The organism is Leptobacterium flavescens, from assembly GCF_010671605.1.
Taxonomy (GTDB): Bacteria; Bacteroidota; Bacteroidia; order Flavobacteriales; family Flavobacteriaceae; genus Leptobacterium; species Leptobacterium flavescens.
Genome location: NZ_JAABOO010000001.1, coordinates 1,652,411 through 1,676,150 on the forward strand (window position 1 = coordinate 1,652,411; position 23,740 = coordinate 1,676,150).

At 40.6% G+C, this 23,740-nt stretch carries 27 protein-coding genes; 3 read left to right on the plus strand and 24 right to left on the minus strand.

Annotated features, from left to right (window positions below; genetic code table 11):
• Positions 1-36 precede the first annotated feature (36 nt).
• From GWK08_RS07160 to GWK08_RS07250, 19 genes are all read right to left on the minus strand, one after another.
• A complete protein-coding gene (locus tag GWK08_RS07160) occupies positions 37-1,044 on the minus strand; it encodes a sugar nucleotidyltransferase (protein WP_163606208.1) in 1,008 nt (335 codons plus the stop codon).
• Positions 1,045-1,161: 117 nt separating this feature from the next.
• Complete coding sequence (gene dut / locus GWK08_RS07165) at positions 1,162-1,596, minus strand: dUTP diphosphatase (RefSeq protein WP_163606209.1); 435 nt, start codon at positions 1,594-1,596, stop codon at positions 1,162-1,164.
• Positions 1,597-1,602: 6 nt separating this feature from the next.
• A complete protein-coding gene (locus GWK08_RS07170) occupies positions 1,603-2,406 on the minus strand; it encodes a carbonic anhydrase family protein (protein WP_163606210.1) in 804 nt (267 codons plus the stop codon).
• A 4-nt stretch (positions 2,407-2,410) separates the two neighbouring features.
• The gene (locus GWK08_RS07175; protein WP_163606211.1) at positions 2,411-3,874 is read right to left on the minus strand and encodes an oligosaccharide flippase family protein; all 1,464 of its coding nucleotides are present in this window, start codon (positions 3,872-3,874) and stop codon (positions 2,411-2,413) included.
• Positions 3,875-3,925: 51 nt separating this feature from the next.
• Positions 3,926-4,432 carry a hypothetical protein gene (locus GWK08_RS07180; RefSeq protein ID WP_163606212.1) on the minus strand — a complete coding sequence of 169 codons (507 nt, stop codon included), beginning with the start codon at positions 4,430-4,432 and terminating at the stop codon, positions 3,926-3,928.
• A gap of 131 nt (positions 4,433-4,563) precedes the next feature.
• Complete coding sequence (atpG, locus tag GWK08_RS07185) at positions 4,564-5,424, minus strand: ATP synthase F1 subunit gamma (protein ID WP_163606213.1); 861 nt, start codon at positions 5,422-5,424, stop codon at positions 4,564-4,566.
• A gap of 72 nt (positions 5,425-5,496) precedes the next feature.
• Entirely contained in the window at positions 5,497-7,077 is a 1,581-nt protein-coding gene (gene atpA / locus GWK08_RS07190) for a F0F1 ATP synthase subunit alpha (RefSeq protein ID WP_163606214.1), read from the minus strand.
• Positions 7,078-7,141: 64 nt separating this feature from the next.
• Positions 7,142-7,678: an ATP synthase F1 subunit delta gene (gene atpH, locus GWK08_RS07195; RefSeq protein WP_163606215.1), complete on the minus strand. Its 537-nt coding sequence runs from the start codon at positions 7,676-7,678 to the stop codon at positions 7,142-7,144.
• 4 nt (positions 7,679-7,682) lie between these two features.
• Positions 7,683-8,183 (minus strand): F0F1 ATP synthase subunit B, encoded by a 501-nt coding sequence (locus tag GWK08_RS07200; RefSeq protein ID WP_163606216.1) that lies wholly within the window; start codon positions 8,181-8,183, stop codon positions 7,683-7,685.
• Positions 8,184-8,277: 94 nt separating this feature from the next.
• Complete coding sequence (gene atpE, locus GWK08_RS07205; RefSeq protein WP_163606217.1) at positions 8,278-8,469, minus strand: ATP synthase F0 subunit C; 192 nt, start codon at positions 8,467-8,469, stop codon at positions 8,278-8,280.
• A gap of 36 nt (positions 8,470-8,505) precedes the next feature.
• Positions 8,506-9,603, minus strand: a complete 1,098-nt coding sequence (gene atpB, locus GWK08_RS07210; protein ID WP_163606218.1) for a F0F1 ATP synthase subunit A — start codon at positions 9,601-9,603, stop codon at positions 8,506-8,508.
• Positions 9,604-9,729: 126 nt separating this feature from the next.
• Positions 9,730-10,110: a hypothetical protein gene (locus GWK08_RS07215; RefSeq protein ID WP_163606219.1), complete on the minus strand. Its 381-nt coding sequence runs from the start codon at positions 10,108-10,110 to the stop codon at positions 9,730-9,732.
• A 12-nt stretch (positions 10,111-10,122) separates the two neighbouring features.
• Positions 10,123-10,356 carry an AtpZ/AtpI family protein gene (locus tag GWK08_RS07220; protein ID WP_317168140.1) on the minus strand — a complete coding sequence of 78 codons (234 nt, stop codon included), beginning with the start codon at positions 10,354-10,356 and terminating at the stop codon, positions 10,123-10,125.
• 154 nt (positions 10,357-10,510) lie between these two features.
• On the minus strand, positions 10,511-10,936 hold the full coding sequence (locus tag GWK08_RS07225; protein WP_163606220.1) for a bactofilin family protein: 426 nt from the start codon (positions 10,934-10,936) through the stop codon (positions 10,511-10,513).
• 4 nt (positions 10,937-10,940) lie between these two features.
• A complete protein-coding gene (gene porW / locus GWK08_RS07230; protein ID WP_163606221.1) occupies positions 10,941-13,478 on the minus strand; it encodes a type IX secretion system periplasmic lipoprotein PorW/SprE in 2,538 nt (845 codons plus the stop codon).
• Between the two features lie 131 nt (positions 13,479-13,609).
• The gene (locus GWK08_RS07235) at positions 13,610-14,305 is read right to left on the minus strand and encodes an ABC transporter ATP-binding protein (RefSeq protein WP_163606222.1); all 696 of its coding nucleotides are present in this window, start codon (positions 14,303-14,305) and stop codon (positions 13,610-13,612) included.
• A 4-nt stretch (positions 14,306-14,309) separates the two neighbouring features.
• Positions 14,310-15,782: a DUF5687 family protein gene (locus GWK08_RS07240; protein WP_163606223.1), complete on the minus strand. Its 1,473-nt coding sequence runs from the start codon at positions 15,780-15,782 to the stop codon at positions 14,310-14,312.
• Positions 15,783-15,833: 51 nt separating this feature from the next.
• A complete protein-coding gene (locus GWK08_RS07245; protein WP_163606224.1) occupies positions 15,834-16,544 on the minus strand; it encodes a hypothetical protein in 711 nt (236 codons plus the stop codon).
• Between the two features lie 75 nt (positions 16,545-16,619).
• Positions 16,620-16,958: a PadR family transcriptional regulator gene (locus GWK08_RS07250; RefSeq protein WP_163606225.1), complete on the minus strand. Its 339-nt coding sequence runs from the start codon at positions 16,956-16,958 to the stop codon at positions 16,620-16,622.
• A gap of 124 nt (positions 16,959-17,082) precedes the next feature.
• On the opposite strand from GWK08_RS07250, the gene GWK08_RS07255 reads away from it, so the two are divergent.
• Positions 17,083-18,135, plus strand: a complete 1,053-nt coding sequence (locus GWK08_RS07255; protein WP_163606226.1) for a ferredoxin--NADP reductase — start codon at positions 17,083-17,085, stop codon at positions 18,133-18,135.
• On the opposite strand, the gene GWK08_RS07260 is transcribed toward GWK08_RS07255, so the two are convergent.
• Complete coding sequence (locus GWK08_RS07260; protein ID WP_239524866.1) at positions 18,132-19,169, minus strand: glycosyltransferase family 9 protein; 1,038 nt, start codon at positions 19,167-19,169, stop codon at positions 18,132-18,134. The genes GWK08_RS07255 and GWK08_RS07260 overlap by 4 nt on opposite strands.
• A 19-nt stretch (positions 19,170-19,188) precedes the next feature.
• On the minus strand, positions 19,189-19,791 hold the full coding sequence (locus tag GWK08_RS07265; protein ID WP_163606227.1) for a DUF4254 domain-containing protein: 603 nt from the start codon (positions 19,789-19,791) through the stop codon (positions 19,189-19,191).
• A gap of 80 nt (positions 19,792-19,871) precedes the next feature.
• On the opposite strand from GWK08_RS07265, the gene upp reads away from it, so the two are divergent.
• Entirely contained in the window at positions 19,872-20,528 is a 657-nt protein-coding gene (gene upp / locus GWK08_RS07270; protein WP_163606228.1) for a uracil phosphoribosyltransferase, read from the plus strand.
• Here upp and GWK08_RS07275 read toward each other — a convergent pair.
• Positions 20,517-21,440: a DUF6427 family protein gene (locus tag GWK08_RS07275; protein WP_163606229.1), complete on the minus strand. Its 924-nt coding sequence runs from the start codon at positions 21,438-21,440 to the stop codon at positions 20,517-20,519. The genes upp and GWK08_RS07275 overlap by 12 nt on opposite strands.
• A gap of 48 nt (positions 21,441-21,488) precedes the next feature.
• On the opposite strand from GWK08_RS07275, the gene GWK08_RS07280 reads away from it, so the two are divergent.
• Positions 21,489-21,710, plus strand: coding sequence for a DUF6341 family protein (locus tag GWK08_RS07280; protein ID WP_163606230.1), 222 nt, complete (start codon positions 21,489-21,491; stop codon positions 21,708-21,710).
• On the opposite strand, the gene purD is transcribed toward GWK08_RS07280, so the two are convergent.
• Both purD and GWK08_RS07290 read right to left on the minus strand, forming a co-directional pair.
• The gene (gene purD, locus GWK08_RS07285; protein WP_163606231.1) at positions 21,705-22,976 is read right to left on the minus strand and encodes a phosphoribosylamine--glycine ligase; all 1,272 of its coding nucleotides are present in this window, start codon (positions 22,974-22,976) and stop codon (positions 21,705-21,707) included. The genes GWK08_RS07280 and purD overlap by 6 nt on opposite strands.
• Complete coding sequence (locus tag GWK08_RS07290) at positions 22,973-23,737, minus strand: glycosyltransferase family 2 protein (RefSeq protein ID WP_239524867.1); 765 nt, start codon at positions 23,735-23,737, stop codon at positions 22,973-22,975. The genes purD and GWK08_RS07290 overlap by 4 nt, the downstream gene beginning before the upstream one ends.
• Positions 23,738-23,740: the final 3 nt, after the last annotated feature.

Genomic DNA, 23,740 nt, shown 5'->3' on the forward strand with positions numbered 1-23,740 from the left:
TTTATGCGCATCCGCGGGAATAACCAGTTGCAATTATCATTCCAATACGGAATAGTCTCCTATGCTTATACTGGTAAAGTTTCCGTCAAAAGATGCGTTGTTACCTATCATCGCATTATCTAAGTTAGCATTTTTTATACTTGAATTCGTTTGAATTAAGCTGTTTTTAACACTTGAGTCGGCAATCGTGGAATTGTTCCCCAAAGAAACATTCGGTCCTACCGAGGAATTCCTGATCACTACATTCTCTCCTATATAACAGGGAGGTATGATCTCTGCATTCTCTACCACGGCAGTCTCCGAAACCAGCTTTTCTCCGTCCTTCGAGAGGAAACCGAGCATTCTGTTGTTGGTATCTACGGTAACATTCTTATTTCCGCAGTCCATCCACTCGTCCACTTCTCCGGGAACAAATGTGTATCCTTTAGCCATCATTCCCTTGATCCCGTCGTTGATCTGATACTCTCCGCCGTGAATAATATTATTATCCAAAACAGTCTGCAGTTCATTCTTTAAAACGCCAACATCCTTAAAATAATATATTCCTATAACGGCAAGATCGGAAACAAAATTCTCCGGCTTCTCCACTAATTCGACGATTTCTTTCTTCTCGTTCATTTTTACAACGCCAAAAGCGCTCGGATCGTCTACCTGTTTAACCCAAATAACCGAATCTGCATCCGGATCGAGTTTAAAATCTGCCCGGATAAGTGTATCAGCATATGCAATTACCACCGGCCCGGAAAGGGAATCCTTTGCACACATAATAGCATGGCCCGTACCTAAGGGTTTATCCTGGTGATAAATCGTTCCTTTTGCGCCAAGATTATTAGCTATTTCTACCAGGTCCTTCTCTACTTGTTCGCCAAAATCCCCGATAATAAAGGCAATCTCCTCTATCTCTTCTTTCAACACTTTGGCAATGTCTTCTACCAGTCTTTGAACAATGGGTTTTCCTGCAATGGGGATAAGAGGTTTGGGCACAGTTAACGTATGAGGTCTTAAACGGGAACCTCTCCCTGCCATCGGGACAATAATTCTCATTTGTTTATTTTTTTCTATTGGATAATTCGTAAATAATTTTAGGCAAAACTAAAAGATTAAACGTTGTTTTTGATGTTAAAACGATTTTATAAAGGTTAAATTCGATAAAAACAACTTTTATTTTACACCGGTGCTTCCAAAGCCTCCTGCTCCGCGACTGGTTTCGGACAGTTCCGATACTTCCTCCCAATCTGCTCTTTCATGTCTTGCGATCACCATTTGCGCAATGCGCTCGCCGTTCTCCACCACAAAATCCTCATTGGACAAGTTAACCAGGATCACCCCGATCTCTCCTCTGTAATCGGCATCTATGGTTCCCGGTGCATTCAGAACGCTGATCCCTTTTTTTGCTGCGAGACCACTTCTCGGACGAACCTGGGCCTCGTATCCTATAGGCAATTCTATAAACAGTCCTGTTTTGATAATCGCTCTTTCCAGGGGTTTAAGGGTTACAGGATCCGTAAGGCTGGCTCTGAGGTCCATTCCGGCAGAAGCTTCGGTTTCATAGGCCGGTAAGGCGTGTTCTGATTTATTGATAATTCTTATGTTCATGATCATTTAATTACTTTCTAAAGTCCGGTCGTTCAGGCTCTGTACGTGCCTTGCATTGGCTCCTTCTATTTCGAGGATCCTTTTTATCTGTTGAGGGGAAGCCTCAAAAATATGCTTGGAAACATACCATCTTACGCTTTCGGTATAAGGCGGGGTGGTAAGCGAACCCATATAATGATAATAACTATCTAAAACATCTTCGGGGCGTTCGGAGAACAGGTCGCCAACCAGGATCTGTCCCGGTATCACCTCTGTTTTTTCGTGTTCCTCTTCCGGGATGGAATTGATAAACTCACTGATAAACTTACTCTCTTTTCCCATTTTGAACAAAGCACCGATCACCAGGAACTGAGGTGTTTCTCCCTCCTTCTGATCCTGAAGTGTATTTACCATATGCATTTCCATAGGATAGGTAACTCCGTCTATCAAATGTTCCGAAGGGGTATGAAAATGCAATTGCCTGAAGTTAAAGGTCTCTCCGTCTACCGTAATGGTGCTTCCTTCTTTAAAATCCAATTGTACAGTATGCCCTAAATTCTCCACGGCATTGATCTCATCCTTAAAATTAAAGGTGATATTATGCATTCCCTGAGAATCGGCATTAAAAGACAGAATGTTGATCGGGGACTGTGCGTGGCAGATCGTCCCGTCGGGATGTACATAAGAGCCTTCCTCCAGGATCGCTGCCGGTTCTTTTTCTGTTGACTGATGTTCGGTTTTCTCTTTTTCGGTCTCCTTATGCTCCTCCTTTTTCGGATTGCATCCGAAAAGAAAAACAGTCATAAAAAGAATAGCAATTAGTTTTTTCATAAGCTTAATTTTTGATAAAAATTCTTTTTAACATCTCTTTTTCAGAAAAGTAGATCATTATCAAAAATACTAAAAGGAGTCCGCATCCTATAAATAAATTTCGGTCAAAACCGTAAAAAGCTATCCCTGAAAACAGAATGGAAAGCACTAAAAAGCCTCCGGTCTTTTTTAAATTATACGGAATAGGGTATTTTCTTTGCCCCAGGTAAAAGGAAAGAAGCATCATGCTTCCGTAGGCCGCGAGGGTTGCAATAGCTGCTCCCATATAGCCTATAATCGGGATAAGTATAAAATTCAGGGCCAGGGTAATCAGCGCTCCAAAAACAGAGATATAGGCCCCGTATTTGGTCTGGTCGGTTACCTTATACCATACCGACAGATTGTGATAGATACCCAGGCACAGGTTAGCCAGTAAAATAAGAGGAACAATCGACATGGCTTCCCAATACTCCTCACTCCGGATAATAATAGGCTTTAAAACATCTGCAAAAACCACTACCGATAGCAAAATTGCCGATCCGAAGATCACAAAATACTCGGTAATCCTAGCATAGCCGTCCTGCGGTTTACTGGAATTGGCATGACTAAAGAAGAAAGGTTCTATTCCCAGGCGGAAAGCTGTGGCAAAAAGGGTCATAAACACGGCCAGCTTATAGCAAGCTGCATATTTCCCTACTTCGGTTTCGGCTATATCTTCGGGCAGAAGGATATCAAGAAGGATACGGTCGAAGGTCTCATTAATTGAGAACGCAATCCCGGCAATAAGAACCGGAAAAGCATATCTGAGCATTTTTTTGAGCAGGCCGGTATGAAAGGTGTAATTGATCTTCAGATAAAATCCGGCCACCAATAAAAGGGTCAATGCGCTGGCGACAAGATTGGAGATAAAAATGTAATTGATCTGGTAATGGGGTCTGTAAATCGTTTCAAAAACAGATCCGTTCTGAGCCAGGTCCTTTAACCAGAGCAGGAAGAAGAGGTTCAGCCCTAAGTTAACGATCACGTTAACGATCTTTATGATCGCGTAGCGCATAGGCCTTTCATTAGCCCTTAACCAGGCAAAGGGAATAACCACCAGGACATCTAAAAACAGGATCCATATGACCAGCTGAATGATCTCCCGGTCAATACCGATAAAGGCGGCTATCTGATCTGTAAACAAAAATCCCAGTGCAAGAAGGACCGAAGAGGAAATTATAATGGAAAGTGCCGATGTACCCACCACGCGGTCTTTGTTTTCCTCTTTGTTAAAAAAGCGGAAAAAGGCCGTTTCCATACCGTAAGAGAAAAGTACGTTAAAGAGAACGAAGTAAGAGAAGATAACACTTACTTTCCCGTACTCGGCCGCAGATTCCAGTACTCCTTCCGTAGTGTACAGCGGAACCAGGATAAAGTTCAGCATTCGCGGTAAAACGGTAGCTAAACCATAAATAAATGTATGCTTGAAAAGTTTCTTTATTGCACTCAATAAAACAATCTAATTAACTGATTCCGGCAGTTTCCAGGATATACTGCCTTCTTATGGGTTTTGCCTGATGCTTGGATAGTTTACCGACTCCTTCTTTTTGATATTCTCTATCTTAAAGTATTTGGTAACCCCATTATGAACGTAGCTGACAACAGCTTCGGTATCTTCAAGGTTAAAAGGTATCTTTTCCTTTACATCAATAGGAGGTTTGTTTCCATACTCCTTTTTAGGATCTTCATGTATGATGAGATCTCTTTTCTCGTTAGCCTTTGTTTTATATCTTCCGATATACAAACCGTTCTTTTCTTCCAGTTTTACCTTTTCTCCATGAAAATAAAGGCTGTCCAGTTCTACCTTATTTCCCAGTTCAGCTATCGAAAGGAAGACATTAATTCCGGATCCTCCTCCTTCAACTCCAGCTACCCAATCCTGGGAATACGCATCTTTAATTGTGAAAGGAGTTTCTTTTTGAAGCTTTTGAGAGCTTGAGCAATTTGAAAAACCAAACATTATTATACTTAATAAAATTATATGCGATATTCTTTTAAAGGTTTTCATAGCGAAATGGTTTATGTTGTTTTAAAGTTTAAATATACAAACCAATTTTGATGCCAAAAAATAAAAACCCCTGTAAATCGAGATATACAGGGGTTTACAATATTGTAAGCTGATTTTTACATAAGGACTTCTTAGTTGTTCAGGGCTTCCGCACCACCAACGATTTCCAGAATCTCGTTCGTAATGGCTGCCTGTCTTGCCTTATTGTATGTTAATGTAAGCGAATCTCTCAATTCTCCCGCATTATCTGTTGCTTTATGCATTGCGGTCATACGCGCACCGTGTTCTGATGCGAAAGAGTCTCTTACGGCTTTGTACAATTGTGTTTTTAAGGATTTCGGGATCAGTGTTTCCACGATCTCTGCTTTGGAAGGCTCGAAAATATAATCGAGGTTTACGCTGCTTTCCGAAGCTACAGGAACGATAGGAAGGAATTGCTCCGTCGTAACGATCTGCGTAGCTGCATTCTTAAACTTGTTATACACAAGTTCTATCTTATCATAACTTCCTTCGGTAAACAGATCCATCAATCTTTGGGCTACCTCTGCAACATGTTCGAAGCTAAGGTCATCAAAAATAGCGTTGTTATTTTCGATTACCGTAAAGGATTTTCCCAGGATATCGTTTCCTTTTTTACCGATAGTAACCAGGTCTACCTGCTTTCCGGCATATGCTTCACCGGCCAATCTTCCTGCCTCCTTAATTACATTCGAATTAAATGCCCCACACAGACCTCTGTTAGAAGTAATTGCAACAACAAGTACTTTATTTACTTCGCGCTGTTCTGCAAATTTACTTCCGCTATCCGCATCTAAAGTGGCACTTAAGCTCTGTAAAAGCTCGGTTAACTTATCGGCATAGGGTCGCATTGCGGTAATAGCATCCTGTGCTTTTTTCAACTTTGCAGCCGATACCATTTTCATGGCACTGGTAATCTGCATGGTTGATTTTACCGATGAGATCCTGTTACGTATTTCTTTTAAGTTTGCCATACTTTTTTAGTATTCAGTATTGAGTATTCAGTAGCGAGCAGGCTATGCTCACTACTCAATACCAAAATCTAATTATGCTTTATATTTTGCAGAAAGGTCTTTTGCCACTGCAGTAAGCGTATCTGTTACCTCATCTGTAAGCTTTCCTGCTTTAAGGGTTTCCAGTACGTTATTGTGTTTTGCTTTCAGGAATTCGATATAATCTCTTTCGAATTCTTTTACTTTCTCTACAGGAACATCTCTTAAGAGGTTTTTAGAACCTGCGTAGATAATAGCAACCTGATCTTCTACTGTAAACGGATCGTTCTGAGCCTGCTTAAGGATCTCTACGTTACGCTTACCTTTTTCAATTACATTTAAAGTAGCTGCATCAAGGTCGGAACCGAACTTGGCAAAAGCTTCCAGTTCACGGAACTGAGCCTGATCCAGTTTCAGGGTACCTGCTACCTTTTTCATCGATTTGATCTGCGCAGAACCACCCACACGAGATACAGAGATACCTACGTTAATCGCAGGACGAACCCCTGAGTTGAAAAGATCTGATTCCAGGAAGATCTGACCATCTGTAATAGAGATCACGTTTGTCGGGATATAAGCCGAAACGTCTCCCGCCTGAGTTTCAATGATCGGAAGTGCTGTAAGAGATCCTCCACCTTTTACCAATGGTCTAAGGCTTTCAGGAAGGTCATTCATATTCTGAGCAATATCATCATCGTTGATCACCTTTGCAGCTCTCTCTAATAATCTTGAGTGAAGGTAGAATACGTCACCAGGATATGCTTCACGTCCCGGAGGGCGACGTAGAAGAAGAGATACCTCACGGTAAGCTACCGCCTGCTTTGATAGATCATCATAGATAATTAAGGCTGGTCTTCCCGTATCACGGAAGTACTCTCCGATAGCAGCTCCGGCAAAAGGAGCATATACCTGCATTGGAGCAGGATCTGATGCATTTGCCGCAACGATCACGGTATAAGCCAACGCTCCTTTATCTTCAAGAGTCTTGGCAATAGCCGCTACTGTAGATGCTTTCTGACCTACAGCTACATATATACAGAATACAGGCTCACCTGCATCGTAAAATTCTTTCTGATTTAAGATGGTGTCGATACAAACTGTAGTCTTTCCGGTCTGACGGTCACCAATTACAAGCTCACGCTGTCCTCTACCTACAGGGATCATCGCATCGATAGATTTAATTCCCGTCTGTAAAGGTTCGTTTACAGGCTGACGGTAGATTACCCCGGGAGCTTTACGCTCTAAAGGCATTTCATAAAGATCTCCACCGATAGGTCCTTTTCCGTCGATCGGGTTACCTAAGGTATCCACAACACGTCCTACCATTTCCTCACCAACCTTAATAGAAGCAATACGCTGTGTACGTTTTACAGTAGCTCCTTCTTTAATTTCTTTTGAAGGACCTAATAATACAACACCTACGTTGTCTTCCTCAAGGTTAAGAACGATTCCTTCCAAACCGCTTTCAAATTCTACTAACTCTCCGTACTGTGCGTTAGAAAGTCCGTAAATACGAGCGATACCATCACCTACTTGTAATACTGTTCCAACCTCGTCTAAAGAAGCCTTTGCTTCAAATCCCGATAGTTGTTCTTTTAAGATTGCTGATACTTCAGCTGGTTTTACTTCTGCCATCTTATTCTGGTATTTAGATGTTAGCTATTTGCTATCTAAGTTTTATTTAACTTCTGATGCGATATTAATTATTGATAAATTCTCTTTTCAAGCTGCTAAGTTTATTAGCAATGCTTGCATTATATTGTAAATCACCAACGCGAAGGATAAATCCTCCGATGATGCTCTCGTCTATTTTATTTTCGATACTTACCTCGTTTCCGGTAAGGTCTTTTACTTTAGCCAATACTTTTTTCTCCAGCTCTCCGCTTAGGGGAACCGCAGTAGTTACATAAGCTACTTCCTTTCCGTTTAACTGATCGTAAAGAAAGCTGTATTTTTCTGCTACCGCTCCGAGGATCCCTATTCTCTTGTTGTCTACAAGGATATTAAGTAAACCTTCGGTTATGTTATGGGTGTTGGAAAAAGTCTCCTTAAGAGAAGCTCTTTTGTCTGCAGATTTAATTACAGGGCTTTGAAGTATTGCTCTGAGATCTTCATTTTCTGCAAAGCTTTTTGCGATCGATTTCATATCGTCGTTAACGGCATCAGTCACTTTCTGATCCTGAGCCAGGCTTAAAACCGCCTTTGCATATCTTATTGCTGCTCTTGTTCCTGCCATTTTCTTAGTTTAATGTAGCCTCTCCCAACATATCTTCAACAAGCTTCAACTGCTTATCCTTATTTCCAAGCTCTTCACGAACTACTTTCTCTGCGATATCCACAGAAAGGGTAGCCACCTGCTTTTTCAACTCGGCAACTGCTGCCTGCTTTTCAGTTTCGAAAGCTTCTTTAGCCTGCTGGATAAGTTTGTCTGCCTGTACCTGAGCTTCATCCTTAGCATCGGCAATGATCTTATCTTTTATCTGACGTGCTTCCTTTAAAAGGTTTTCTCTTTCCGCACGTGCTTCTTTTAAAATACGATCGTTGTCTGCTGTGATATTCTGCATTTCCTTCTTAGCTTCCTCAGCAGATGCCAGTGCATTCTTAATTCCTTCTTCTCTATCGTTTACAGCATTCAAAATTGGCTTCCACGCATACTTTCTCAATAATAAAAGGAGAAGGACAAATAATACGGTCTGCCAGATAAACAATCCTAATGAAAATTCTTCTAATAATTTTTCCATCGTATTTAATTATAAGTTTTAACTCAACATTTAATTTTTAACAAGACCAGCGGCTGTAACCAACCGTTACAGCCGTTGGTTCTCTTACAATAATTTATACTGCGAATAGTGCAGCAAAACCAATTCCTTCAATAAGCGCCGCTGCAATAAGCATTGCTGTTTGAATCTTTCCGTAAGCTTCAGGCTGACGTGCGATAGCCTCCATAGCAGAACCACCGATTCTACCGATACCAAGACCAACACCGATTACTACTAAACCTGCACCTACAATAGCTGGAATTTCCATAATGTATATATATTTAAAAATTAAACATTCAATTTATTAATGTGCTTCCTCATGATCGTGCTCTTCTACGGCAAAACCGAAATACAGAGCTGAAAGCATCGTAAAAATATAAGCCTGTAATACTGCTACCAATACTTCAATCAGCGAGATGGCAAACGCAAGTCCGAAAGACAGCGGGCTACCGATCCAGCTCTTGAAAATGAACATTAGTCCGATAAGGCTCATCAGTACGATGTGTCCCGCCTGCATGTTGGCGTATAAACGGATTAACAGTGAAAAAGGCTTGATAAACACTCCTAATAATTCTATAGGAGCAAGGATGATCTTCATTGGCCATGGCACACCAGGCATCCAGAAAATGTGCATCCAGTAATTCTTATTAGCTGTAAGATTAGTGATCAGGAAAGTAAGCAACGCCAAAGCAAAGGTGATGGCAATATTTCCTGTTACGTTCACTCCCAGCGGAGTTAAGCCGAAAATATTCAGGAACCAGATAAAAAAGAAAATGGTCAATAAATACGGCATATATTTTCCGTAATGCTTTGCTCCGATATTCGGAATAGCAATGTCATCTCTGATGTAAAGTACGATAGGTTCGAAAAATCTTCCGATCCCTTTTGCAATACCTCCGTTGGTTGTATATGATCTTGCAAGTCCTCTGAACAAAAGGAACATCAGGATACCTGTAATGATGATCATCAATACACTCTTGGTAATAGAAAGGTCAAGAGGTTTTACATTGGTAGGATGATGCTCTTCGTCGTAACTGATCGTTCCGGCAGCATCTGTTCTGTATATCTTATTGTGATATAATTTATAATAGTTTCCTCCGGCCTGAGCTACAGTTTCACCATGGTGAAACTGAGAAGAAGAAAACACCTTTAAACCTTCGTCCCAAAGAATAACAGGAAGAGGAAAACCTATGTAAACATGCTCTCCCTCTTTATTTGTATAGGATCCGATAGAGAAATCATGCGAATCCTTAAGGTGATGCTGAATATACTCTTTTATCTCTTCCTTCTTGGTTTTTCCCGTTGCCTCTTCGGCGTGGCTCTCATCATGTTGAGCATAAGCAGTATAACTGAATATTAACAATAAAACTGCGAGTACTTTTTCTGATAATCTTCTATGCATATCACACAAATAAAAGTGGTGGTCTAAAAATCGGTGCAAATGTACGGTTTTATATTAAAAACAAAAACAATTTTAAGTGTTTCTTCGTTAAGAGGAAGTAACACTCTTTTTCCACCGTGTTTTGTGCTATTTTTTAAGGAGTTTGATCACGCTAAGTGTCTCAATTATAAGGCAGGTAAGATATGGAACGAAGAAGGAGGCAAACTCCAGATTGGAGGTCTCTCCGTCTGCCTTAAAAATCGGATTAAAAACCAGGAAGAATATCAGGAACTTAAACATGCTCCCCCCGATAAAAATAAAACCCAGCTGTTCTTTCTGTTTTTCCCTTAGCAGGAATAAGACTGCATAGATAGCTACGGCCATCGCAAAATTCACGATATAGGAAAGTACAATGCTATTGTCAAAAAGAGGAGATCCTGCGAGGTAAAGTATTAAAACATGGATCCCGAAAACTAAAAGAAGTACTAATGTCAGTGCAATTAAAAAGCGTCTTACCAGCGTGTGCATCCTGCGAACTTGTTATTCGTTAATTTTTTTTAACTGTTTAAGCACGCCAAAAATAGCCAGAAAAACTCCAATAATTACTAAAAAGGGGGTGTATATTTTTTCGCCATCCGAATATTTGGCATCCAGCCATTTACCCAAATACGCTGAGAGATAGATGGTAATTCCCATTTGAAAAGCAACTCCGGTAAGGATGAGCCACTTTTTATATGAGTTTTTTTTCTTGCCAGGATCTTCTTTTGGTTCCACGTTCAATACCCTTATGATTCCCTCAAAGTTACTAAATTAAATATGCTTTGCTGTCAAAAAACAAGCTTATGATCAGGGCATAGAGATGCGTACCCGGTTCTTTTTCCGGGGATTAATGAAGATAAATACTAAAAAGCAATCCTGATAAAAAAGATCAGGCAAGCGATTTTTGGGTCTTGGCCTGTGCCTGTCCGTTAACCGTTTTCGGAGCAGTAGCATTACCACTACCTTTCATATTACAGGTAGCATTAAAGGTTGCTCCAGGCTCGATAGCCAGTTTGGCAACATTTACCTGACCTTCGATATGGGCTGTAGATTTAAGCGATAAAACATTGCTGACCTGAAGTTCTCCGGAAAATTTTCCTTCCACATCCGCATTCACACATTCTACTTTTCCATCGATAGATCCTTCTCTTCCGATAACTACTTTTCCGGAAGTTTTTACACTACCTTCAAGTGTTCCGTCGATCCTGAAATCTCCTTCAGAGATAATGTCTCCTTTGATCTTTGTTTTTTGACCGATTCTGTTTGGCTGTCCTGACGATTCGATTGTTACTTTGTTCTTGTTTTCAGAAAACATAGCATTAGGGTTTAAGGGAGTTATTACTGTTTAAATATTCTTCAAGGTTTTTGTGGATTTGAACGATCCTATAGTTGGGCGACAAAATTACAAAATTCTCATTATCAATTTTATAGTCTTTATTTATTTTTAACAACTCGGCAAAACCAAGAGCTCTGTCTTTGGTTAACAGCCCGTGAACAACCACGAATAATTGCTCTTTGTTGTAGACATCCTTCGATAGTGAAAGCTCATCATATCTGAGGTCTGTCAATGCTTTATCGACCGTTTTATACAGCTTGTTTATCGAAGCTGTATCTTTCTTCCGGAAAGGGAATACCAATTTCCATTTTTCTCTCGACAGAGAGTCTCTAAAAACTTTAGGCTCCAGTTTTTTAACCGACTGATCCAGGATGCGCTGTGCTTCCTTCCCGGCAACATCATTCGGATAATTAAGCGCTACATAGTTCAAGGCTTCCTTAAAGGCTTTTAATCCTTCCAGCCTTCCCAGTGCATTGGCTTTAAGCAATTCGAACCTGCTGGCTATTTCTTCTCCGTTAAAAGCTTTTATATACTCTTCAGAGCTCTCTATTACCTCTTCGTATCCCTGCTGTTCGAACGTCTGATATAATTTAGTATACAGAGCGTCCGGGCTATCACTGTCTGCTTCCAGAACAGCCTGTGGGTTTCTCAATATTTCGGCATAGCGGGATGCGGAATGATTGGAGATAATATCTTCCTTTACACTAAAGGCTTTCGTTTCATTTCCGGTAAGCTCATAGATCTTATACAGATTGTATTTTGAAGGAATAATAAGTTTCTCTTCCGGTTGTTGCTTTAAAACCGCTTCCAGTTTTTCTGCGGCTAAATCGTAATCTTTAAACTTTTCCTTATAGATAAGTCCCAGTTGATAATTGGCAAAATCCCTTTCTTTTTTAATACTATCCAGTTGTACCGGATCCCTGGGTAACTGATTCAGATAAGTATCTACACTATAGATGTCTTCGGTAACCACTCCCGGGATCTCTCCATACTGATTGGACTGAGGAACAGGTGTACTCAGGGTCTTATCTCCGAGTCTCCAGTTATCTTCCAGCTCGCGATTACCCCATACCTTTCTGAATTCGTTTTTACCGTATCCAACGGCTACCACATTGTAGAAATAGAATTTATCTCCGTCGGAACCACTTAGGTTAGCCTGGTTTCCGAAACCTCCGGCTATTCCAAGTTGTTTTTTCTGTTCCTTTAATTCTTCTTCCGCAGCTTCCTTAGCCTTGATATCATCAATCACTTTCTGGTAATAGGCCGTTTGCTCTGCTTCGGAAAGAGAAGTTACATACAGGACACTGTCATTTCTGTGAACAACATCCTCGTATTTGATCACGTCTTCCAGGTTGTCTCTTTTTCTTTTTATACTTCTGTATCTTCTGCTGTCTTTCGTCAGGTTGGTCAGTGTGCTGTCGTAATAGGCACCGGCCTCTTTGTAATTGGCCGCATTGAAGTTTATCTCTGCAACATCTTCGTAGTTCAATGATCTCAGGGTGCGGTCTTTCGATACTTTTCTGAGAGACTTGTTAAAGTAGTCTACAGCCAGATCTATAGAATCGCCTTCCAGGTGAAAAAGCGCCAGCTGACGGTATATCTTATCCAGGAACGGTCTGTTCTCCCTGTTCTCTTCTAAGTCTAACAGAGTTTCATAGAGCAGTTCCTTGTCGCCGATCTCCGGATCGAAATTCTTTATCTGTTCTATATACGCATTTATCATATAAACACGCGGGGATTTCCTGTTGAGGTCGATAATCTTATTAAAAGCAATATTGGCACTATCCTTATAACCCAGGTCGTTATACAACTGACCTATAATGTAGTAGTAGCGTCCTCTTTCTTCATTGTTTCTGGTATATGCGGATGCGATCTTCAACTGAGTTATAGCACTGTCTTTATGCTGAAGGTTTATATAAGCCTGCCCCATCATAGCGGTAGCATCGGCATAGGTCTGATCGCTTAATTTTTCCTGTCTTAAAAGTCTCTTGAGGTTTTTCAGTGCGAGTTCTTCGTTTTCCAGGCGGATATTCACCTTTTCTCTCCACACTTTGGCTTCGCCTATCTTATCGCTGTCCGGATATTTGTAGAGAACATAATTAAAAGCTTCAAGAGCCGGAACAAAACGCTGATCGAAGTAGCGCGCTTTTCCCAGAAGCAGGAAAGCTTCATCAGTTTGAGGGTTTCTTTCCCTTCCCTGAATATTCATTGCATGTTTCTGAATGGCCTTGGCGGCTTTCTCCTCCGCTCTTTCAAAATTCGGATTCTGAGCTTCTCCGGGAACGATGATCTGCTCCTTGATCTTGAGACGCTCTACCGGGAGGGTTTCCCAATAATTATCTTCATAGGTTGCATCCAGTTCCTTCTTTCCTTCTTCAAAAGCAACACTTCCGTTATATAATACATTGTATTTGGTGTTCAGAGCATGCCAGTTCCTGTTAACGAAGGCATCTTTTTTGGTAGAACAGCCAAGAATAAAAACAGATAAGCAACCAAAAAATATGTAGTTAAACTTTTTCAAAAGATTGGGTTTGTATGTTCTACAACTTAAAACTTTATACTTTAGTATATAAAGTGGTAAAAATACATTTCTTTTTGAGTAAAACTAAAAAAAGCCCGAAAAAACGGGCTTTAAAAACATGGTTTGTTTAATTATCCGGCGAAAAAGGTTTCCAGTTCCTGTAAGGTTTCCTGGGATGTCCGAATATCTCTTACTATTTCCCCTTTATTCAGTACCACAATACGCTCACAAACTTCGGTAACATGACTCAGGTCGTGACTGGATACCAGAACGGTAACGTCCTTATCTCTGGCCAGTTCCTTGATGATCTGTTTTAGCCTGATTTGCGTGGTAGGATCTAAATTGGCAAAGGGTTCATCCAGAATAATAAGCTCGGGGTCTCCGATAAAGGAAGCTACGATCCCTGCTTTTTTCTGGTTTCCTTTAGAAAGGTCTCTTAAGTATTTTTTCTGCCCCAGGATCTCTCCGTGAAAGAAGTCCTCGAACTTAGATAAAAGTGCATCCACATCGGCTTTGTTCCTTCCGCGAAGCTCTCCGATAAAATAGAAGTACTCTTCGGGAGTGAGATATCCGATCAGGAAGCTCTCATCAATAAAGGCAGAAGTATGCGGTTTCCAATCCTCGCTCTCATTTACTACAATCTCGTTGTTCTTTATATTCCCCGTAGTAGGACGAATAAGGTCTAGTAAAAGGCTGAAGAACGTGGTCTTTCCTGCTCCGTTATTCCCGACAAGCCCAAAGCTTTCTCCCTTTGGGATATCTAATTCTGCTATATCTAAAACTTTATTACTTCCGTATTTTTTTGAAAGATTATTTACTGCGATCATTTTCTTAATTTTTTTGTTTGTAGGCGGCTATGGTTTTATATTTTTCCTGTTTGTAGATGCTTTCTATTTTGTTGAATACGATATTCTTGAATGCAAACCCTAGTACTCCTGTCAAGGCTACAAGGATAAATCCTGCAGTACTGTTTATCGTATAATGCCCTATAGCATAAACTACCAATGGTAAGCCCAGTTTTGGCAGGGTAAGGATAAGCGTTTTTACATTAAACGCCTGACTGTCCCCAAAAGCTTTTTTATTGGTCGTCAGATCGATAGGGGTTTTAATATAGGCTCCTCCCCACAACACCAGGTAAGAGTTCACTCCTATATTGTATATGGCTCCCACCAAAATAGCTACATATGCTTCCCATCCGAAGTAAATGTAAAAGCTTGAAATTATCGTACTGGCAATGGTTGCCATGATTATAAGATACCATTTAGAGTCCAGGTATTCCTTGTACCTGATATTCTGACTCATCATAAGCGGGTAATAGGCGCTATCCCAGCTGGGCACAAACTGCCCGAATGTAAAGAGGAATCCTCCGGAGACAAAGATCCCTGCAAAGACCTTCCATACCGGTGCATCATAAGCTTCGATAGAATCGGTAAAAAACAACAGTCCGTAAAAGAGGAACAATACACTCATAATTACCGTGGTTCTGGAACGCTTATTTCTTTTAATGAGTTTAATGTCGTTCTTAAGGAAAACAGCCAGGTTCCCGAATCTGTTCAGCCAGTCAAGATCTTCCGTTTTGGCTTCTGATTGCTTGGTAGACAGGCCTGCATCCAGGTAGAGATGTTTTTTAAAGTAGTTAAAGGATATAAAATACAAGGCTATCAGAAATACCCATGGCAGAACAGCAAATACAGGTTGTTCGTACATCAGGTTGAAAAAGGGTGCCGTATAATCGGTTACATCAAAGTATCCGTAGTACTGTAACCCTCCCAGAATAACCAGTATCCCGACAATACTGTAAAATAGTACATCTCTGTTATTGACAAGGATATTAATAAAGTTATTGGCATAAATAAGTGCAAAAATGGCCAGATGCCAGCTAACAACATTCAAGACCGGAAAGCCTTCTATCACTAATACCACAGAAAAGGGTAAAAAGAAAAAGGCGTGAATAATATTAAAAAAGGAAAGTACGGTTTTACCCAGCGTAAAATTTACAATGTTCCCTTTTTTAAACGGCAAATACAATAAAGGTTTGATATTTACCACCGGCATTTTTTGCATAAAATACCTGATCACCAGATCGAATACAACCCAGTAGATAAGGAATCGGTTAATAAGATCGAAAGGTTTTACCTTTAAACTATCTTCGATAAGATAATAAGATCCTGCTCCCAGGGCCACGAAAACGAGAATAAAATACAATGCCCCGAAAGCCATCAGAATTTTAAGCGCTACATTGGTCTGGAAAGAAGCGGACCTGAAAAAAGATTTCCACTGAAGTGAAATAAAGTGCTTTAACATAGTTAGTAGTAGTTGATTTTCGAAAGATTAGTATGCAGATGTTATTTTTTGTTACATCATCTTACTCAATTTGTATTCAGGATAGGTTTCCATCAGCAGTTCTTCTGCCCTTTTGGGAATATGCAGAAAAATAATATACGCCAGTAATAAGAGAATTACCAGGGTAAAAGATGCAAGTCCCAGGCTCCAGCTGTTTGCAAAAAGCGCCGTATTATCATTTGCTAAAAAGTGAAAGATCTGTACCGGAAGGATTGAATAGGACACAAAGCCCCCCGTATTAAAAATGATCTCTTCCAGCATCCATTTTTTTCTTTTGCCGCCACCTTGTCTCTTAAATTTCCTGTAATTGTAGAAAAAACCGCCCAGGGTCAGGGCTACGATCAGAATAGCGGTTATTTCGAAGAAAAGCTCCCCATAATCGGAACTCAGGAGTTGATAAAACAATACGAACAAGAGTACCGTAAGGAACAATTTGAAAGGAATAAACCACTCCCTGACAAATTTCCAGATAATACCCCAGTATCTTTTGTTCATTGCCTTCTGTCTTTTTCCAATAACATCGGCAAAACCAAAAACCCCGAACTTTTTAAACTCTGCCTGAAGGGCTTTTTCAAAAGGAAGTTCCGGATCGGTTTCCCATTGTGCCTGTATTCCGCTTGCCAAATGGTCTACCAATTCCAATTGCAGGTCGTAATATTCTACAAAGTGTTTTCTGGTAAAAGCAAAAAGATGCTCTATCTGTTCCGGTTTTAATTCTTTCATATTAAATGGTTAAAGCTTTTCAGGCCGTCTTTGGTAAGTTCCATTCAGGCAAGTTTTGTTTAATGGTTTTTTAGATTAATCGATACTCCAGTTCGGGTTTACCAGTTTTTGCATGCTTCGAATAAAGTCTTCGAGCTCTGCCAGGCGGTTCACCGTTTCCTTTTCACCACTCTCCGTAAGCTTATAGTACTTTCTCAGGCGGTTGTCCACCTTTGCCACCTCAACCTCCAGCAAACCTTCGGCTTCCAGTTTATGCAAAGCAGGATACAATGCCCCTTCGGTAATATTGAGGTCTCCTCCGGAAAGCGCCTTTACCTTCTGAGTAATCTCATAACCGTACATTTTTCCATTCTCATCCAGTAATTTGAGGATAATTGTATTCAGGCTGCCTTTATATAATTTCGAATTCCCCATAATTCATTTTTTCAGGATCTAAATATACATAAATTTCTTATGCATAAAAATCTTAGGTATAAATTTTTCCCAATGACCATTAAAAAAGTATTCTCAATGATTATTTTTGGCAAAAATTTGCATTATGCCACAATTTCATTCACTGAAAGTTAAAAATACAACTCAAAATACACCCAGTTCTGTTACAGTTTCCTTTGATATTCCTCAGGAACTTAAAAACGAATTTGTTTTTCAGGCAGGGCAATATATTACCCTAAAAAAGACACTTAACGGATCTGAGTTAAGGAGAGCTTATTCTATTTGCAGTACCTCGGGAAGTGGAGAATTGCAGATCGGGATCAAAAAAGTAACCGACGGGCGCTTTTCAAGCTATGCAAACGACGAATTAAAAGAAGGGGATACCCTGGAAGTGCATTCGCCGGAAGGTGCTTTTACCTTAAAGCCGAACCCTTCAGCCTCAAGGAATATTGCAGCATTTGCCGCCGGGAGCGGAATAACCCCCGTAATGAGCATCATGAAAACCCTTCTGGAGGAGGAGCCTAATAGCAATTTCGTATTGGTTTACGGAAACAAGAGTGTTTCGGAAACCATGTTCCACAACGAAATCGTTGCTTTAACCGAACAGTATCCGGATCGATTGAATGTTTATTTTGTATACAGTCAGGAACAAAAGGAAAATTCTCTTTTCGGGAGAATTGAACGTTCTACGGTAAATTACATCACCAAAAACAAACACAAAGATCAGGCCTTCGATACCTTTTATCTCTGTGGACCCGAAGAGATGATCCAGACAGTTTCCGAAAATCTTAAGGAAAACGGAATTGACGAGGACCGCATTAAATTTGAGCTTTTTACCAGTTCGGCTGACGAACCGGCTCCTGCTGTTTCTACGGAGGGGGCTACCAGTATCAAGGTTATTGTAGATGACGAGGAGATTTCTTTTGAAATGAAGAAGTCAGACCGTATTCTGGATGCTGTACTGGCCGAGAAAATAGATGCTCCTTATTCCTGTCAGGGAGGGATTTGCAGTAGTTGTATCGCCAGGGTAACAGAAGGGAAGGCAGAAATGGTAAAAAATCAGATCCTTACCGACGGAGAAGTTGCCGAAGGGCTTATCCTGACCTGTCAGTCACATGCAGTAACCGATTCTATTACGATAGATTACGACGACGTTTAGGCCAGCTCCTCAACTTTAGCAACCACAGCCTCCGGGTGTATCGTTCTCATAACATCCTCATATCCTTTGGGGAAGCGATTTCCGTATACCGAAGTTGGTATTAGAGGGTATTTTTCACGATCGGACAGGAGGGCATTATTCTCGTTCTGCCCAAAAGGATAAAAACCTGCATGGGGATGGGTAACCCCCCAGAGTGTAACCGTTTTTACGCCGAACATAGCCGCCAGATGCGCATTTCCACTGTCCATGGAAACCATAAGGTCCAGGTTGGATATGAGTTGGAGTTCTTCTTCAAATGAAAGTTTTCCAACTACACTTACCGCATTCCTGTATTCTGCTTCCATTTTATTTAGAAGTCTTTCCTCCCTGTCTCCTCCTCCAAACAGAATGATCTTATATTTTCCATTAAGATCCAGCGTATTTATTACTTCCTCCATAAGATCCAGGGGGTACATTTTTCCTTCAAAAGCCGCAAAGGGAGCTATTCCGATCCATTTCCGGGTATCAGCTCCTATAATTTCATTGATCCTGGAATTGAGTTCTTTTTTGGAGCTTAATTGTGCATCCCTCAAATTCAGGGGAAAGCCCAGTTTCTTAAAAACATCTGCATAGCGCTCATGGGTGCTTTTAAGGGCTTTGAACTTTTTGTCTTTTTCTCTGGTCAGTGCTTTTTTTTCTGCACGCCCTTTGTCTATCTGTATGAACTTTACAGTATTTGACTTAAAGTATTGCTTTAATATATTGCTTCGCAAAACATTGTGCAGATCTGCTACGGCATCGAGCTTGAGTTCACGGAGTTCTTTAAACAATCGATAGAGTCCGAATACCCCGTTATGTCTTTCCTTAACATCTGCCTCAAAAAAATCGACATTGGGAATATCTTCAAAAAGCGGGCGGAAAAATGCCCTGGAGAGTACGGTTATTTTTATCTGAGGATATTGATGCGCAAAAGCTTTGAGTACGGGCACAGTCATTGCTATATCCCCCATAGCGGAAAGCCGGATAACAAGAATATGTTTTATGGTTTTAGGCATGTAACCCTTGGATAATCCTTTATTTCTGGGCGCGAAGTACCGGATTCAGCTCCTCATCATTGTACATCTTCATCTGCTTGTACACTTTCATGTATTTGTTTCCGGTTTCTATATCTGCTAAAAGCTGATCTATGGCGGTAGACAGATCTTTTCGCTGCTCCAGGAGTACATTCAGCTTATTCTGGCATGCTGTTCTATGCGCCTCGGAAGCATCTGTTCTATCTACCTCTTCTTTCATATGATAGATCTTCAGGGCGAGAATTGATAAGCGATCAAGAGCCCATGCCGGACTCTCCGAATTTATGCTCGCAGCTTCCTTCACCTCCACATTACTGTATTTGTCCAGAAAGTAACTGTCTATATACTCTACCGTATCTGTGCGGTCCTGGTTAGAGGCATCTATTTTTCTTTTCAGATCAAGAGCAGCCACCGGATCGATATCCGGGTCCCTGATAATATCCTCATAATGCCACTGAACCGTGTCTATCCAGTTTTTCCTGTAAAGAAGATGTTCTATCTTTTCTTTGGAATACGGGTTTTCAAAAGACTGATAAACATCGTCTTTTATATGGTATTTCTCGATACTTTCTTCAAAAATACTATAGGCAAGTTTGCTAAACATCTGCTTCATTTTTTCTGATTACAAATATACTTTTAATTAATTACTTTTGAACTAAGCAATCAATCATAACTTCCAATGGTATGCATATTCATCATTTAGGAGAAAAAAATTCTGTTTTAAATCATTTTATAGCCGAAATACGCGATATCAATGTTCAGAAAGACAGGATGCGGTTCAGAAAAAACATGGAACGTATAGGTGAAATAATGTCGTATGAACTCAGTAAGACACTGAACTATGAATCGCGTAACGTCTCCACTCCCTTAGGAGAGAAAGCTTCTTCCTTTATTTCTAACGACATTGTTATCTGTTCTATTCTCAGGGCGGGCCTTTCTCTGCATCACGGCTTGCTGAACTATTTTGATGGATCGGACAATTGCTTTATCTCGGCTTACCGCCATCACCATAGCGAAACTGAATTTGAGATCGTTGTTGAATATCTGGCGTCCCCTTCGCTGGAAGGGAAAACCGTTCTGCTGGCAGATCCGATGCTGGCTACCGGACAATCTTTTCTGTCTGTTTATGATGCGCTGAAGCCCATGGGAAAACCAAAGGAAGTTCATCTTCTAAGTACCATTGCCGCTCCGGAAGGTATTGCCTACCTAGAGAAAAACCTTCCTAAAGACACCCATCTGTGGGTAGCCGCCATAGACGAACGCCTGAATAATAAAGGCTATATTATTCCGGGGCTTGGAGATGCAGGCGACCTGGCTTACGGAACAAAATTACAGAACTAATAACAGCAAGGGAAGCAACAGGAAAACACCGATAATAGTGTTTTTAAGCCAATCCCGGGAAATAATTTCCAGGTAGTTGGTAATGACGACTGCCAGCGGAAAAGCAATAAATATAAATTCACCACCATTCCTGTTTCCTGACAGAAGTACAATAGAGATCCCGATAAATAATAAGGCCGTTACCATTAAGAGGGAGGCTTGTGTTTTAGAGGTCTTGGCTGCCAGTTTGGAAATAAAAGCCACCAGGGAAATAAAGCCAATGATCATGATAAAAATAAAAGGAAGCAGGTATTTAATATCCTTATTGTCCAGTAGGCTGAAGAGAATATCAAAACTCAACATTTCCTCAAACAGGCTTAGATTGTCATACATAAACAAATAGGTGAATATCAGAATAGCTATCGCAAGAAGTGCAACCAGCGGGATCAACCAGTTCTTAACATCTTTAAAAGCATATACCACAATAGCAATGTAGACCAGGATCAATACCAGAGCCGACCAGTTAAAAAATAAAGTTGCCACACCGATCCAGAAGGTAGCATCGAAAATTTTTCTTTTAATTCCCACCTGCGATTTTAAGCTGATGCATTTACGCACAGCCAGAAGAATAAGGCAGTTTGCAAAAATACTTTCCACATCAAGGAATATCTGAGGAAAAAGGCTTAGCGTAAGCGCAAAAACCAGGATTATATAAGAGTTATTCTGGGATAAACTATTCTTTTTTGCGATAAAATCTATAAGAAAAACAGAGAATACCAATATCCCAAAAGCCAGTAGTTTCGGGAGAAAATAAACGAGTGTTATCTCTTCATCCGAATAGAAAAAAAGGGAGATCAGGAAAAATATAAAGAGGTACGCAATGACAAAAACAAAATTAATGGGTTTAGTTTTTCCAAAAATGCTTGATATCATAATGCGTTTTTATATTTTTGCAGAGTAAATATAATACAACTTTTACTGATGAAAGATTTTTTTAAGGCAATAGAAAGTTTATTTGTAGATGTACTCTTCGCTCCATTAGATTGGTTTCGTTTTATGGACAACTGGTGGGCTTCCAATACTGTAAACTGGATCTTCACGATCATCGGGTTTGTTGCAATGGTATACTGGATCAACAAGCTGAAGCTTTTTAACGATAACAACGAAGAAGATAAGAGCATCACTGCGCATACTTATCTATAGATCGAATCCGATATCTTTACGATAATACATCTTATCAAAGCTTAGGTTTTCTATGTTTTGATAAGATTTTTTTATGGCCTCTTTGTAGGTTTCACCATAGGAGGTAACCGCAATTACCCTTCCACCGCTGGTAACAACCTGCTCATCCTGAAGCTTTGTCCCTGCATGGAAAACAATAGAGTCCTTCACCTTTTCTATCCCACTAATGGCTTTTCCTTTTTCGTAAGCTTCGGGGTATCCTCCCGAAACCAGCATTATCGTAGTTGCCGCTCTTGAGTCAACCTTAATATCGGCCTTATCCAGTTTTCCTTCAGCCACCGCCTGAAGCAATTCTACAAGGTCTGTTTCAACCCTCGGGATCACTACTTCCGTTTCCGGATCTCCCATACGCACATTGTATTCTATGACATAAGGGTCGTCATTTACTTTAATAAGTCCGATAAAAATAAAGCCCTTATACGGGATATTGTCTTTTTGGAGTCCGAGAACCGTTGGTTTTACAATACGCTCTTCAATTTTGGACATAAAAGCCTCATCGGCAAAAGGTACCGGAGATACTGCTCCCATTCCGCCGGTATTAAGTCCGGTATCACCTTCTCCAATACGCTTATAGTCTTTTGCAGTAGGTAACAAGAGATAGCCCTCACCGTCGGTAAGAACAAAACAGCTGAGTTCTATACCCGATAGAAATTCTTCGATAACTACTTTAGCGCTTGCCGCCCCGAATTTAGAATCGACCAGCATCCTGGAAAGTTCTTCTTTCGCTTCCTGAAGATCATTCAGGATCAGTACGCCTTTTCCTGCTGCCAGGCCATCGGCCTTAAGTACATAGGGAGGTTTCAGGGATTCAAGGAATTCATAACCTTCTTCCAGGTTCTCTTTCGTAAAGCTTTTATAGGCTGCAGTGGGGATATGGTGCCTGGACATAAATTCCTTGGCAAACTCCTTACTTCCTTCCAGTCTTGCTCCTTCTTTTTGCGGTCCTATAACAGGAATATGCTTAAGGTTAGGCGATGCCAGGAAATAATCGTGAATTCCGGATACCAGAGGATCTTCCGGCCCTACAACAACCATTGAAATATTCTCGGAAAGAACCAGTTCTTCCACTGCTTTAAAATCTGTTACTTTTATATCTACATTGGTAGCAATAGCCGAAGTACCTGCGTTGCCCGGAGCAACAAAAAGTTTATCTGTTTTAGGGCTTTGCGCGATCTTCCAGCTTAACGCGTGTTCTCTACCTCCCGATCCGAGAATTAAAATATTCATGTTGTGTGTGTTGTAATGAGTCTTGATTTAACAAAAAACTGTTCAAAAAGGAATCTCAATAAATATACTCCCGATTTGAAAGCCCCAAAGTTACATGCCTTTCGGTAAAAAATATAATTATATTTAAGCAAATTGATCTTGTTGGAAGAAACCGAATTTTTTCTCACCCGGTAACCGGCCAGATTTTCCTGTAATCCATAAGCAGATCCTGCTTTTTCGATACACCTTAACCACAAGGCCCAGTCCTGTCTTTTGCGGATGGGTGGCATATAAATTTTACCCAGTTTCTCCGCATTGTAGATCCCGGTGGAATTCCCGATATAATTGGCTTTAAGGATCTTGTTTTTATCTACTTCTGAAAGGACCGTAACCAACCTGTTCAGTGCCTGTCCTTCTTCGTTTATCAATTCGTAGGCAGTAAAGCACACATCGGCATCTTTCTCTTCCATGAATTTAAGCTGTTTTTCCAGCTTTTCAGGCTTCCAGAGGTCATCGGCATCCAGAAATGCCACAAAGTTGCCCTGAGCCATCTCTATGCCCTTATTTCGGGCTATTCCCGCTCCGGAATTCTCCGTCAGTTGAAAAAAACGTATCCTCTTGTCCTTATCTGCAAATTCCCTGATCATATTCAGGGTATTATCTGAAGAAGCATCGTCTATTAAAAGGAGTTCCCAATCCTGATAGGTTTGTGAAATTACGGATGCTATAGTCTCCGCAAGATATTTTTCTGAATTATATGTGGGAGTAACTATAGAAACCAAAGG